The 13364-nt window shown below is 60.9% G+C and carries 11 protein-coding genes; 2 read left to right on the top strand and 9 right to left on the bottom strand.

Annotated elements, in window-relative coordinates:
• Positions 1–130: 130 nt before the first annotated feature.
• From AO353_RS21370 to AO353_RS21335, 8 genes are all read right to left on the bottom strand, one after another.
• Positions 131–991: a sugar phosphate isomerase/epimerase family protein gene (locus AO353_RS21370; protein WP_054596739.1), complete on the bottom strand. Its 861-nt coding sequence runs from the start codon at positions 989–991 to the stop codon at positions 131–133.
• A gap of 116 nt (positions 992–1107) precedes the next feature.
• Entirely contained in the window at positions 1108–2118 is a 1011-nt protein-coding gene (locus tag AO353_RS21365) for a Gfo/Idh/MocA family protein (RefSeq protein ID WP_054596738.1), read from the bottom strand.
• Positions 2119–2152: 34 nt separating this feature from the next.
• Positions 2153–4084: a 3D-(3,5/4)-trihydroxycyclohexane-1,2-dione acylhydrolase (decyclizing) gene (iolD, locus tag AO353_RS21360; protein ID WP_054596737.1), complete on the bottom strand. Its 1932-nt coding sequence runs from the start codon at positions 4082–4084 to the stop codon at positions 2153–2155.
• Positions 4085–4217: 133 nt separating this feature from the next.
• Entirely contained in the window at positions 4218–5039 is an 822-nt protein-coding gene (locus AO353_RS21355) for a TIM barrel protein (RefSeq protein ID WP_054596736.1), read from the bottom strand.
• Positions 5040–5066: 27 nt separating this feature from the next.
• On the bottom strand, positions 5067–6569 hold the full coding sequence (locus AO353_RS21350; protein ID WP_054596735.1) for a CoA-acylating methylmalonate-semialdehyde dehydrogenase: 1503 nt from the start codon (positions 6567–6569) through the stop codon (positions 5067–5069).
• Positions 6570–6598: 29 nt separating this feature from the next.
• Positions 6599–7408, bottom strand: coding sequence for a 5-deoxy-glucuronate isomerase (gene iolB, locus AO353_RS21345; RefSeq protein WP_054596734.1), 810 nt, complete (start codon positions 7406–7408; stop codon positions 6599–6601).
• Positions 7405–8298, bottom strand: coding sequence for a myo-inosose-2 dehydratase (iolE, locus tag AO353_RS21340; protein WP_054596733.1), 894 nt, complete (start codon positions 8296–8298; stop codon positions 7405–7407). The genes iolB and iolE overlap by 4 nt, the downstream gene beginning before the upstream one ends.
• 214 nt (positions 8299–8512) lie before the next feature.
• Complete coding sequence (locus AO353_RS21335; protein ID WP_054596732.1) at positions 8513–10450, bottom strand: bifunctional 5-dehydro-2-deoxygluconokinase/5-dehydro-2-deoxyphosphogluconate aldolase; 1938 nt, start codon at positions 10448–10450, stop codon at positions 8513–8515.
• Between the two features lie 312 nt (positions 10451–10762).
• Here AO353_RS21335 and AO353_RS21330 point away from each other — a divergent pair, with 312 nt between their 5' ends.
• Positions 10763–11683, top strand: a complete 921-nt coding sequence (locus tag AO353_RS21330) for a MurR/RpiR family transcriptional regulator (RefSeq protein ID WP_054596731.1) — start codon at positions 10763–10765, stop codon at positions 11681–11683.
• On the opposite strand, the gene AO353_RS21325 is transcribed toward AO353_RS21330, so the two are convergent.
• Complete coding sequence (locus AO353_RS21325; RefSeq protein WP_054596730.1) at positions 11656–12552, bottom strand: patatin-like phospholipase family protein; 897 nt, start codon at positions 12550–12552, stop codon at positions 11656–11658. The genes AO353_RS21330 and AO353_RS21325 overlap by 28 nt on opposite strands.
• Positions 12553–12684: 132 nt before the next feature.
• Between AO353_RS21325 and AO353_RS21320 the strand changes: the two genes are divergently transcribed.
• Positions 12685–13296 (top strand): glutathione S-transferase N-terminal domain-containing protein, encoded by a 612-nt coding sequence (locus tag AO353_RS21320; RefSeq protein WP_054596729.1) that lies wholly within the window; start codon positions 12685–12687, stop codon positions 13294–13296.
• The last annotated feature ends 68 nt before the right edge of the window (positions 13297–13364 follow it).

Genomic DNA, 13364 nt, shown 5'->3' with positions numbered 1-13364 from the left:
CTGCGCAGCAGTCCTGAAACCTGCAACCGGTTCCTCCAGGTAGAGCCCATTGGCAGGTTTTACGTTCGCTACGCGACCGAGCGGGAGCAAGCTCCCTCGCCACAATGTCTGGAGGCGTTCCCGAAAATGCTTATCGACACAACTCGCGGGTCACGCGCTCGAGCATCATCCGGTTGGATTCGTCCGGGCGATCTTCCCAGGCGAACACCGAGACCGTGGCAATGCCGTCGAACTTGATCTCGCGCAGGGTGCTGAAGAACGCTTCCCAGTCGACTTCGCCCTGACCGATGTCCAGATGCTGGTGCACCGTGGCCGTAACGCCCGGCGGGTTGATGATGTAGCGCAGCCCCGACGAAGCCTTGTGGTTGTAGGTGTCGGCGATGATCAAGTGGCTGAGTTTGGAGCCCGCGTACTTGAGCATCGAGGCGATGTCGCCTTTGCCGTCGTCGTAGAAGAAGGTGTGCGGCGCCGCGTAGAGGTAGTTGATCCAGTCGCGATCAAGGCCGCGAATGATGTCGACCGACTCGTTATTGCGCTCACAGAAATCATACGGGTGCGCCTGGATATCGAGCTTGATGCCTTCGCGTTCAAACTCGGGAATCAGCTCGTCCATGGAACGCATGAACTGGTTCTCGCAGACCAGCGGGTTGTCCGACTGACCGGTGAACTCGGTGTTGACCAGCTCACAGTCCATCTCGACGGCAATCTGGATCGCGCGCTTCCAGTTACGCACCGCCGCCACTCGCAAGCCTTCATCGGCGGCGGCCCAGTGGTACATCGGGAGCAAGGACGAGAGCTTCACCCCGGTGTCGCTCAGGGCTTTGCGAAACTCCTTGATCCGCGCCTTGTCGACACGCGGGGCCTTGTAGAACGGCAGGAAATCTTCCCGGGGTGAAAGCTCGATGTGCTCGTAACCGAGCTCGGCGACCTTGTCGACCATCTTGCCCAGGGACAGAGTGCGGTACATGTAGGGGTCTAGTGCGATGCGCATTTTTTTGTTCTCCTCTCGTTCCCACGCTCTGCGTGGGAATGCATCCCGTGACGCCCCGCGTCACATTCTGGAGCGGACGCGCAGCGTCCATGGCGGCAACGATCAGGTTGCGGTGGTTAGCCGTAGAAACGGGGGCGGTCTGGCAGTGCGACGTTGACGATCGCCCCGCTCTGCTGTGCTTCGATGCAGGCATCCGCCGCCACCGCCGCGGCAAAACCATCCCAGGCCGACGGCCCTCCGACCTGCCCGGCGCGTACGCCATCGATAAAGGCCTGCAACTCAACGTCGTAGGCGGCGATGAAGCGGTCCTTCCAGTCCATCAGAATCGCGTTGGACAGCTTGGCCCCGCTGCGCATCTGCACCTGCGACGGCTCCGGCAGCTTGGCGATACCGGTCTCGCCAACCACTTCGCACTGAATGTCATAACCGTACTGGCAGTTAACGAAGACTTCGACGTCGATGCGCGTGCCCTTGGCGGTTTCCAGCAGGACGATTTGCGGGTCTTTCAGATGGGCGTGGGCCTTGCTGGTCTTGCGCGGGAACACCACTTGTACCGACACGTAATCGTCGTCGAGCAACCAACGCAGCACATCCAGTTCATGGATCAGCGTGTCGGTGATCGCCATGTCGGTCTTGTAGTTCTCACCCACGGTCGGGTTGCGGTGAGCGCAATGCAGCATCAGCGGCTCGCCGATCTGGCCACTGTCGATCACCGCTTTGAGTGCCCGGTAACCCTCATCGTACGGGCGCATGAAACCGACCTGCACCAGACGTTTGCCGTGGGCCACTTCGGCCTCGACGATCTTGCGGCAGCCCTCGGCGGTGACCGCCAGCGGCTTCTCGCAGAACACCGGTTTACCCGCCGCAATCGCCGCCAGCACGAACTCTTCGTGGCTCGGTCCCCAGGAGGTGACCAGAATCGCTTCGACGTCCGGCGCCTTGATCAGCGCGTGGCCGTCCGGGTACACCTCGGCGGTCAGCTTCAGGTCGGCAACCACTTTGGCGGCCTGCTGCAGATTAATGTCGGTAACCGCCACCACCTGGCTGTTGAGCAGGGTCTGGCTGCAACGACGGATGTGATCCTGACCGATGGCGCCGGTGCCGATGACGCCTAGCTTTAAAGACATGCGAAGACTCCTTCCTGTTGAGATGACAGAGCAATCAGTACTGACGGGCCTTGGCCAGTCGTTCATTAAGGGTTTTGGCTACCGCATCGGTACGTGCGCTGGTGGAGACTTGCGCCACACCCACCCGCCACCAGGACAGGTATTTGTGGATCATGGTCTTGGGCAGGACCTTGATGTCGATCAGCGTCGACACCGTCTGCAACCGCGCATCGGCCAAGGCCGCTTGCAGTTGTTCGACGGTGTTGACCTTGTAGGTCTTGCAGCCATAAGCCGCCGCGCTCATGGCAAAGTCCACCGGGACGAAGCCGCCATCGAGCTTGCAGGTGGAAGGGTTGCGGAAACGGAACTCGGTGCCGAAGCTGTCCATGCCGTGTTCCATCTGCAAGTTGTTGATGCAGCCGAAGGTCATGTTGTCGAGCAGGATCACGTTGATCTTGCGCCGCTCCTGGATCGAGGTGGCCAGCTCCGAATGCAGCATCATGTACGAGCCGTCGCCCACCAGCGCATAGACTTCGCGCGTCGGCTCGGCGAGTTTCACCCCAAGCGCGGCATTGACCTCGTAGCCCATGCACGAATAACCGTACTCGACGTGATAGGTGTTCACGCCCTTGCTGCGCCAGCTGCGCTGCAAGTCGCCGGGCAAGCTGCCGGCAGCGGCGACGATCACCGCGTCGTCGGCCAGGGTTTGGTTCAACACGCCGAGCACGCGGCTTTGGGTCAGGCAGGAACCGGTCAGCTCGATAAATTCGCGCAGCACCGCCGGCTCCATGTGGTCGTTGATTTCCGGGATGAAGTCCTGGGTCTGGTATTCGACCTGATAGACCCGATCCACCTCTTCATCCAGTTGCGCCTTGGCCTGATGTGGTTGATCACCCCAACTGGAGCGGTAATCGGTCAAGGCTTCAGACAACGCCTGCAAGCCGGATCTGGCGTCGGCCAGCAACTGCACACCATCGAGTTTCAGCGCATCGCAAGGGCTGATGTTCAGGTTGAGAAACTTCACCTCGGGATGCTGGAACAGCCATTTCGACGACGTGGTGAAGTCCGAGTAGCGAGTGCCGATGCCAATGATCAGATCGGCTTCCTTGGCCAGCAGGTTCGCCGCCAGGCAACCGGTTTCGCCGATGCCGCCGACGTTCAGCGGATGACTGGAAACTACCGCACTCTTGCCAGCCTGGGTCTCGGCGAACGGGATGTCGAAACGCTCGGCAAACGCCTGCAACGCGGTATTCGCGCCCGAGTATTTGACCCCGCCGCCGCAGATGATCAGCGGTTTGCGCTTGCCTTTGAGCAGCGCTACAGCGTCGCCGAGCATGGCTTCGGTGGCCGGGCGACGGTCGATGCGGTGCACGCGTTTTTGCAGGAAGTAATCGGGGTAATCATAGGCTTCGGCCTGCACGTCTTGCGGCAAGGCCAGCGTCACCGCGCCGGTTTCCGCCGGATCGGTGAGCACGCGCATGGCGTGGATCGCCGCGCTCATCAGTTGTTCGGGACGGTTGATGCGGTCCCAGTATTTGCTCACCGCTTTGAAGGCATCGTTGGTGCTGATGCTCAGGTCGTGGAACTGCTCGATCTGTTGCAGCACCGGGTCCGGTTGGCGACTGGCGTAGACGTCACCCGGCAATAGCAGCAGGGGAATCCGGTTGGCGGTGGCCGTCGCCGCAGCAGTCAACATGTTCGCCGCACCGGGGCCGACCGATGAGCTGCAAGCGTAGATCTTGCGCCGCAGATTCTGTTTGGCAAAACCGATGGCGGCGTGGGCCATGCCCTGTTCATTGCGGCCCTGATGGACGATCAGGTCACCGCTGTCCTGCTCCAGCGCCTGGCCGAGGCCGAGCACATTGCCGTGGCCGAAAATGGTGAAGATCCCGGCGACGAATTTGCTTTGAACCCCATCGACCTCGACGTATTGGTTGTCGAGGAATTTCACCAGGGCCTGGGCCATGGTCAGTCGTGTTGTGCTCATGTCCACTCCTTTTATGTGGATGCGACACTGTCTCTGCAGGAGCAAGGCTTGCCCGCGATAAAGGCGCCTCGGTGTTTCTGATACACCGCGTCATCGTTCATCGCGGGCAAGCCTTGCTCCTACAGGGGGCTAGTCAGCTCAGGGATTTCTGCAGGTGATCCATGCTTGCGCCGATTGCCTGGCGGATATCCGTCAGCCCGTGCACGCTGTCGGCAAACGGCTCGAACGACAGGTAGCCGCTGTAGCCGGTGCTGAGTAAGGTATCGATCTGCGCCGCGTTACCGAGGATGTCGCCCTCGCCCACCAGCACCCGATGGCCATCGCGGATGGACGCCAGCGGCGCGTGCGCGTCCTCGACGCCCGAGATGTGCACCAGCCCGGTCAGCTCGGGGAAGAACTCGTGTTCTCTGGCCAGATGATGGTGAAAGGTGTCATGCACCAGACGGAACACATCCAGCCCGCCAATGGACTTGATCGCATCCACTGCGGTGCGTTTGCGCCGCAGTGAACACTCTTCGAAACCCAGCGGTTCGATGAAACCGAGAATCCCGTATTCGCGCAGGATTGGCGCCAGTTCGCTCAACGCAGTACGCAAGCCAGCGCTGCGTTCAGCTTCATTGCGCGGGTCGGCGCGATCATTCAGCGGGCACATCACCAACCCTTGCGCGCCGCAATCGCGGGCATAGGCGGCGAGTTTCAGGGCGTGTGCGCGGCGCTCGTCGTTCCACACATCGAACGGGTACAGCGCGTTGATCGACAGCACGCTGATCCCGTTGGCCCGGCACAACTGGCGCACACGCTCGGGCGGCGTACCGTCTTCGATTTCGATGCCCTTGAGGTCGTTGCGGATCTCGATGGCGTCGGCTTTCAGGGCTACCGCCAGCTCAATGAATTCCGGCAGCGACAAACGTGGGGCAACCATACGGTTCAGGGCGAAACGCAGGGGCTGGCTCATTATTCTTGTTCTCCGCACTCAAGGTGTTTATTTGGCAGTGGGCATGCTGAACTCAGGGCCTTTGGCGATGCTGTCCGGCCAGCGCTGCATGACGCTTTTGTAGCGGCTGTAGAAACGAATGCCTTCTTCACCGTAGGCATGGTGATCGCCGAACAACGAACGCTTCCAGCCACCAAACGAGTGCCAGGCCATGGGCACCGGAATCGGTACGTTGATGCCGACCATGCCGACCTTGATGGTGCGGGCAAACGCCCGGGCAATCCCGCCATCGCTGGTGAAGCACGACACGCCGTTGCCAAACTCATGAGCGTTGATCAGCGCCACGGCGCTGGCGAAATCTGCAACCCGGACGATGCCCAGTACCGGACCGAAAATTTCCTGCTGGTAGATGCTCATCTCGGTCGTGACCTTGTCGAACAGCGTTGCACCGACAAAGAAGCCATTCTCCGCACCCGGCACCTTGAAGCCGCGACCATCGACAATCAGCTGCGCGCCCTGGGCCACGCCTTGATCGATGAAGCCTTCGACCTTGGCCTTGTGCTCGGCGGTAACCAGCGGCCCCATGTCGCTGTCGCCCTGCATACCGTTGCCGACCTTCAACTGATCGATGCGCGGCAGCAATTTGGCAATCAGTTTGTCGCCAACGTCGCCTACCGCCACGGCAATCGAGATCGCCATGCAGCGTTCGCCGGCCGAGCCGAATGCAGCGCCAATCAACGCATCGGCGGCCTGATCCAGATCGGCGTCGGGCATCACGATCATGTGGTTCTTCGCCCCGCCCAGCGCTTGCACACGTTTGCCACGGGCCGTGGCTTGCTGGTGGATGTACTCGGCAATCGGCGTCGAACCGACAAACGAAATGGCTTCGATATCCGGGTGCTGCAGCAACGCATCGACGGCGCTCTTGTCGCCCTGCACCACGCTGAACACACCGTCCGGCAAACCGGCTTCAGTGAGCAGGCGCGCCATCAGCAAACTGGCCGACGGATCACGCTCCGAAGGTTTGAGGATGAAACAATTGCCGGTGACCAGCGCCAGCGGAATCATCCACAGCGGCACCATCACGGGGAAGTTGAATGGCGTGACCCCGGCACAAACGCCCAACGGTTGACGCAGATTCCAGTTGTCGATGCCACCACCGATGTTGTCGCTGAATTCGGTTTTCAGCAGGTTCGGCGCACCGCAGGCGTACTCGACGATCTCGATACCACGAGTGACTTCACCCTTGGCGTCGGAAAAAACTTTGCCGTGTTCGCGGCTGATGATTTCTGCCAGCTCATTGTGATGACGGTCGAGCAGTTCCTTGAACTTGAACATCACCCGCGAGCGGCGCAGCGACGATTGCTCGGACCAGGCCGGAAACGCCCGCAGTGCCGAAGCCACGGCTTCATCGACGGTCTGCTGGCTGGCCAGCCCGACCCGCGCCTGAATCGCGCCAGTGGCCGGATTGAAGACATTGCTGAAGCGCTCACTGCCAGTGTCCTGCACCTGGCCGTTGAGGTAGTGGCCGATAACCTTGGCATCACTCATTGTTATTGTTCTCCGTCAGTCTTCAGAATTCAGAGGTCCAGCAGCCAGCTGTGCTGCGGATCGTTGTGGAACTGCCAGACCCGTTTCGGGCCGGCCATGACATTCAGGTAATACGACTCGTAGCCGTAAGGCACGCTGACCGGGTGATACCCCTTGGGCACCACCACCAGATCGCTGTTTTCCACGGCCATGGCCTGATCGATGGAACGGTCATCGGTGTAGACCCGCTGAAAAACGAAGCCTTGCGGCGGGTTGACCTGGTGGTAATAGGTCTCTTCGAGAAAGCTCTGGTGCGGCAGGTCGTCGGTGTCGTGCTTGTGCGGCGGGTAGCTCGACGAATGCCCGGACGGTGTGCGCACTTCCACCACCAGCAGTGAGTGCGCAGACTCGGTGTCGGGCAGGATGTCGCAGACGTAACGGGTGTTGGCGTCCTTGCCGCGCACGCTGCGCTTCATGCTGTCGGGGGTGATCAACCGTGGCGCGAGACCTGCCGAGGCCGAACCGGGAGCAGCGCACACGGCGATCTGTACATCGCTGAGGGCAACCACTTGCGCCTGACTGCCGGGCGGCAGGTAGGCGGCGAACGGTGATTTGTCTTCGAACACCGATTGGCGGTCGCCGATGTTGTCCCAGTTGAACGCGCCCTGCCCTGGAGCCTCACCGCTGACATCAACCCGACCGCTGAGCAGCACCAGGCACAGTTCTTTATCGCCCGCGCTGACCGGCAAGGTTTCGCCGAGGCTCAGGCGGTAGGCGCTGAAACCAACGTATTCCAGCGCTCCGGCGGGTACCTCGACCAGGGTCCGGCCCTTGGCGCTGCTCTTGACCAGCAGGCTCATTGTCCGGTCCTCTGATCGAGCAAGGCGCGCAAGGTCTCGTAACCTTTCTTGGCATAGACATAGCTCGGCGCGACGGCCGGATCCTGCTCGGCCTCGACCACCAGCCAGCCGTGATAATCGGCGGCCAGCAATACGTCGAGCAGCGCGGCAAAGTCGATATCACCGTCGCCCGGCACGGTGAACGTGCCGTTGATGATGCAGTCCGGGAAGCTCCAGAGATTGTTGCGCGCCAGTTGCACCACCGGTTTGCGTACGTCCTTGAAATGCACGTGGCAGATGCGCCCGATGTGCTTGCGCAGCACCTCGAGCGGTTCGCCGCCACCCATGTAGCAATGGCCCGAATCGAACAGCAGGCCGACTTCGCTGCCGGTCAGGGACATCAGTTTATCGATGTCTGCCGGCGATTCGACATACGCGCCCATGTGGTGGTGATACGCCAGACGCACGCCCTGGGACAGGGTGAAACGTGCCAGCTCGTTGAGCTTGTCGGCGTATTCCTGCCAGGCCTGCTCGGTGTGAAAACGCGGGCGTTCGACCAGCGGAATCCGTTGGCCCTGAATCGAATCGGCGACTTCGCCGTAGACCAGCACCTTGGCGCCATTTTTCGCCAGCAACTCGACATGGCTGCCAATGGCCTCGATTTCTTCAGCCACCGAACGCCGCGCCAGGCGGCTGGAATACCAGCCCGAGACCAGCGCCAGGTCGTAAGGCCGCAGCACATCACCGACCCCTTTGGCGTCCTTGGGAAACTTGCCGTTGAGTTCAAAACCTTCGTAGCCAATTTCCTTGCCTTCGCTCAGGGCAGTGCTCAGCGGCGTTTCCCCACCGAGGGCCGGCAGATCGTCGTTGCTCCAGGAAATCGGGTTGATGCCAATTCGGATAGCGGGCATGGCTGCACCTTTTATTGTTTTCTAAATAAACGCTGAAAGTGTCGACCGAACACTTGTGGCGAGGGAGCTTGCTCCCGCTGGACTACGAAGCAGGCCCAAACCTGGCAGCACAGTGCAACAGGTAAACCACGTCTACAGGTTTTACGACTGCTTCGCAGCCGAGCGGGGGCAAGCCCCCTCACCACAAAAAACCGGCGTGTCACAAAATACTTGGTCAGGCGCGGGCGGTGCGCCAGGCATTGATCAGTTCGACAAACGTGCCCTGCACTCTCTGGATCAGCGCTTCGTCATCGATCTCGCCGGCCAGCCACGCTCGACTCGGCTCCTGAAAAATCGTCCGGCCGACGGCAAACCCGCGACAGGTTTTGCTCTGGCTCGCTTGTGCAAAGCCTTCGGCCAGCGTTGCGGCCGGTGCATTCAGCCCCAGCAGCACCACGCCTCGGCAATAGGGGTCGCGCTCCTGGATCAGATCATCGAGCTGTTTCCACTCCTCGCTGCTTTGCGCCTCGATCTTCCACCAGGCCGGGAAAATACCCAGGTTGTATAGGCGCTTGATCGCGCGATAGAGCACGTCCGGATGCGCTGACGGGTGATCCTTGGGCGGGATGATTTCCAGCAGTAACTCATGGCCGCTGACCTGCGCCGCCTGATACAACCCCTTGATCTGCGCTTCCTGTTCCAGACGCAGCAGCGGTTCGTCGTCGGGGTGAAATTGCACCAGGCACTTGATGATTTGTTCCTGCGGCCAGGCGATCAGGTTGCTGCCAATCGAACGACCATGTTCGAAGGCCAGTGGCCGTGAACCTTGCACTTCCACCGGACGCGCCACCCACCAACCGCGACCGGTGGCGGCATTCAGCGAGTCCTGGCCGAAACGCTGGTCAGCCAGCAGACCGACATCCGCCTCGATGCCCTGCCGACGCAGGTCCGCTTCGACCCGCTCCACGGCTTTGATGAACAACTGCTTGAGTTCGCCGATGCTGCTCAGCTCGCGACCGCCCTTTTGCGCCAGTTCCACCAGTTGCCCGCGATGGTCAAAGGCAAAGATGAACAACTGCTTCCAGGTTTTGCGCGGCACGCTGACCTGATGCAGACGTTGCAACACGGCATCCTGGTCCGGCCGGGTGATCGGCACCGGACTGTTGAACAGGTAATCCAGTTCGGCGCGGGTCGGCATCGCCGGGGCGCAGGCGTGGCGAGAAACCACCAGGCCGCCGCAGGCGTTGGCCAACTGGCAGCAGCGCTCATCGCTGGCATCCTCCAGCCAGCCACTGAGGAAGCCCGACATGAACGCATCGCCAGCGCCGAGCACATTGAGCACTTCGACCCGCACACCGGGATAGATCGCGCCGTCTTCGAGACGAACCGGAATCACCCCGTGAATCACCGTGCAGCCTTGCGGCCCGAGCTTGACCACCAGGGTCGCCGCTGTCAGACGACGGACGTTGCGCAGTGCACTCAACAAGTCCTCGCTGCCACCGGCAATCAGGAACTCCTCTTCGGTGCCGACAATCAGGTCGAATCGCGGGAGGATTTTCTGTACGTGCTGGCTGACCTGCTGGTCGGCGACGAAACGGGTTTCGCCATCCGCCTTGCCCGCCAAGCCCCAAAGAACCGGCCGGTAATCGATGTCGAGAATGCGTTTGACGTTGTGCTTTTCAGCGTACTCCAGCGCCTGGATGCTCGCCTTGTAGACGCCGTCGGTAGAGAAATGCGTGCCGGTGATCAGCAAGGCTTTGCTGGAGGCGATAAAGGCTTCGCTGATGTCTTCGGCGCGCAGGGCCATGTCGGCACAGTTTTCGCGGTAGAACACCAACGGAAAGGTTTCGCGGTCCTTGAGGCCCAACAAAACCATGGCGGTGAGGCGCTCCGGATCGACCTTGATGCCGCTGACATCGCAACCTTCACGGGCCAGGGATTCAACCAGGAAGCGCCCCATGTGGTCGTCCCCCACCCGGCTGAGCATGGCCGACTTCAGCCCCAACCGGGCCGTGCCGAAGGCGATGTTGGCGGACGAACCTCCGAGGTATTTGGCGAAGCTCGAGACATCCTCCAGCCGTGCACCGACTTGCTGTGCATAGAGGTCGACGCCAAGGCGCCCGAGGCAAATCAGATCCAATTGACGCCCACTGGCAAAACGAGTCTGGCCCATGCTGGCTCCTGTTATTTTTATCAGCCTGCGTTCGGGGCGACGGTGGCGCCGAACACTCTTGGTGGATGCAGACTAAAACGTGTGGCGCCCACAAATCAATATTTATTCCAATAAATTTTTACGTGGAATATTTTTTCCAATAAACTTTTACAGAACCGCTCCAGACACTGTGCATCGTTTCAGCACGTGTCCGGCTGACCCACGGCTCAAGATTTTATTCACGCCTACCCTGTAGACTGCGCACAGCCAACCTATTGTCATGGGCAACGCTTCACCGAGCGGCCCAATAAGAACAAGCCAGAAGGATTATCTATGTCCCGCACCGATCAGCCGGCTACCGCCGAGACCACGCCGCAAAGCGACCTCGCCAGCCCCCCGATCAATGCCGAACGCTTGCTGCAGCTGATCACCAACGAATACGAAAGCCTGCCGCGGCAGCTCAAACGCATCGCCAGCTACATGAGCCAGCAGAGCGACCGGATCATGGTCGACCGCATCAGCGACATCGCGCGCGAATGCGAAGTACACCCTTCGGCCATCGTGCGTTTCTCCCAGCGCTTTGGTTTCAGCGGTTTCAGCGAAATGCAGGCGTTGTTCCGCGAGGCGTACACCCACAAGACCACGCCGGTGCAGAACTACCAGCAGCGCATTCGCAGCATGATCGCCAACAAATCGCAGAAGGCCAGCGGCGGCGACCTGGCGCGCGAGTGCATCAACGCCACGCTGTCAGGCATCGAACGCCTGGGCCTGGAACTGGATGACCAGTCCTTCGAGAAAGCCGTGGACCTGGTGGTGAATGCCGACAACATCTACGTGGTCGGGGTGCGCCGCTCGTTCGCGGTGGCCGATTACCTGGTGTACAACCTGCAACACACCAACAAGCGCATTCACCTGGTCTCGGGACTGGGCGGCAGCTACCGCGAGCAAATGCGCAGCGTGCGGGCCAATGACCTGGTGATCGCCATCAGCTTCACGCCTTACGGCAAGGAAACCCAGCATTGCCTGCGCATCGCCCAGCACCATCAGGCGAAAACCCTGATCATCACCGACAGCAACCTGTCACCACTGGCCAAACGGGCGAACACAGTGCTGCTGGTCAATGAAGGTTCTTCGTTTGCGTTCCGCTCCTTGAGTGCAACCTTGTGCCTGTGCCAGGCGCTGTTCATCGCCGTGGCCTATCGCCTGGAGCTGAAGATGGATGAGATTCACGAGCAGGTCGGGTTCGAGGACTGACCCTCAGCGCCATGATGGGTGTGGGCCTGCAATGAGCCCGGCACCCCGGCGCGATTCAGCCCGCCGCTTTCGATCCAGGCCTGGGTCGACTGATAAGCGCGCTGCAGCAGTTGATCGGTCTGGGTGAAATCGAACACCGAGATCCCCAGCGGACACAGCGGCGCGACCACGTGGATCGCCGCTCGCGGTGAATACAGTTCAATGTCGCGCACCAGCTGGCGCATGCTCATCAGGTTCAAGGTGTGCAGCGCCAACGCCACCAGCCCCGAGGGCGGACTGGGGCAGTCACAACCGAATCCGGTCGGCACCACGACAACCCGCGTCGCGCCCAGGTACACCGCACTGGCAATCGGCGTATTGCTGGCCACGCCGCCGTCGATCAACAGCTTGCCGCCGATCTGCACACACGGAAACACCAATGGAATCGCCGCACTGGCCAGCAACGCCTGCTCGACACTGCCACTGGACAGCAGCTCTTCGGCGCCGGTCAGCAAATTGGTGGTAACGATGTGCAGCGGCAACTCGGTGTCTTCGATCTGCTTGAAGGGCAACGCCCGCCGCACCAGATGTTCCAGCGCCGCAGACTGCAACAGAAAACCCCTGCGCCGAAAAATCGCCGACAGGCTATCGAGCAACGAAAACGGAAACACATCGGCCTTGCGCAAACCACGCCAGAAGTCCGCCAGCTCGGCCACCCCTTGCGCGTTCGGGCGCGCAGCGAAGTACGCACCGTTGATGGCACCGACCGAGGCACCGATCACCATATCGAACGACACGCCCGCTTCGACCAGCGCCTGCAACATGCCGACCTGAACCGCACCGAGGCTGCCGCCACCGGCAAGGACGAGCGCAGTTTTTTCGGCGGGCATGACAGACCTCCAGAAACATCCGGGTACCTAGACTCTCAAGCATAGCGGCTGAGCCCGAGTGCACTGGCGAAGGTCATGGGTTTACCGCTAAATTGGCGGCGCACTGTCTACGCATTATCAAAGGAGCTGTACATGAAGCTGATCGGAATGCTCGATTCACCTTATGTAAGACGCGTCGCCATTAGCCTGAAATCGCTGGACATCCCGTTCGAGCACGCCTCGGTGTCGGTGTTCCGGCACTTTGCGCAGTTCCAGCAGATCAACCCGGTGGTCAAGGCCCCGACGCTGGTGCTGGACAACGGCGAAGTGCTGATGGATTCGACCTTGATCATCGACTACCTGGAAGCCTTGAGCGGACCGGACAAGAGCCTGATGCCCGCGCAACTGGACCAGCGCGTGCGTGCATTGCGGCTGATCGGCCTGGCCCTGGCGGCTTGCGAGAAGTCGGTGCAGATCTATTACGAGCGCACTTTGCGACCTGCCGAGAAACAGCATGAACCGTGGCTGGAACGCGTCGGCGGGCAGTTGCTGGCGGCGTATTCGGCGCTGGAACAGGAACTGGTCAAGCAGCCACTGAAGACCGACGGTTCCCTCGACCAGGCGGGCATCACCCTCGCCGTGGCCTGGAGCTTCACCAATCTGGTGGTGCCGGATCAGGTCAGTGACGCGCAGTTCCCGAAAATCCGCGCGTTCACTGCCTACGCCGAACAGCTGCCGGCGTTCGTCAGCACACCGATTACCTGAAGACCTCCACCTGACGTGTAGGCGCCTGGCTCGCCAATAATGGCATCCGTGAGACCGCCATCGCGGGC

The sequence above is a fragment of the Pseudomonas fluorescens genome, from assembly GCF_001307155.1.
GTDB lineage: Bacteria > Pseudomonadota > Gammaproteobacteria > Pseudomonadales > Pseudomonadaceae > Aquipseudomonas > Aquipseudomonas helvetica.
This window is presented reverse-complemented; position numbering and strand designations above follow the sequence as displayed.

Excerpts from the sequence above, each read along its gene's own strand:
- AO353_RS21370 (WP_054596739.1), bottom strand. The coding sequence starts at position 991 with ATGCGCATCGCACTAGACCCCTACATGTACCGCACTCTGTCCCTGGGC.
- AO353_RS21365 (WP_054596738.1), bottom strand. The coding sequence starts at position 2,118 with ATGTCTTTAAAGCTAGGCGTCATCGGCACCGGCGCCATCGGTCAGGAT.
- iolD (WP_054596737.1), bottom strand. The coding sequence starts at position 4,084 with ATGAGCACAACACGACTGACCATGGCCCAGGCCCTGGTGAAATTCCTC.
- AO353_RS21355 (WP_054596736.1), bottom strand. The coding sequence starts at position 5,039 with ATGAGCCAGCCCCTGCGTTTCGCCCTGAACCGTATGGTTGCCCCACGT.
- AO353_RS21350 (WP_054596735.1), bottom strand. The coding sequence starts at position 6,569 with ATGAGTGATGCCAAGGTTATCGGCCACTACCTCAACGGCCAGGTGCAG.
- iolB (WP_054596734.1), bottom strand. The coding sequence starts at position 7,408 with ATGAGCCTGCTGGTCAAGAGCAGCGCCAAGGGCCGGACCCTGGTCGAG.
- iolE (WP_054596733.1), bottom strand. The coding sequence starts at position 8,298 with ATGCCCGCTATCCGAATTGGCATCAACCCGATTTCCTGGAGCAACGAC.
- AO353_RS21335 (WP_054596732.1), bottom strand. The coding sequence starts at position 10,450 with ATGGGCCAGACTCGTTTTGCCAGTGGGCGTCAATTGGATCTGATTTGC.
- AO353_RS21330 (WP_054596731.1), top strand. The coding sequence starts at position 10,763 with ATGTCCCGCACCGATCAGCCGGCTACCGCCGAGACCACGCCGCAAAGC.
- AO353_RS21325 (WP_054596730.1), bottom strand. The coding sequence starts at position 12,552 with ATGCCCGCCGAAAAAACTGCGCTCGTCCTTGCCGGTGGCGGCAGCCTC.
- AO353_RS21320 (WP_054596729.1), top strand. The coding sequence starts at position 12,685 with ATGAAGCTGATCGGAATGCTCGATTCACCTTATGTAAGACGCGTCGCC.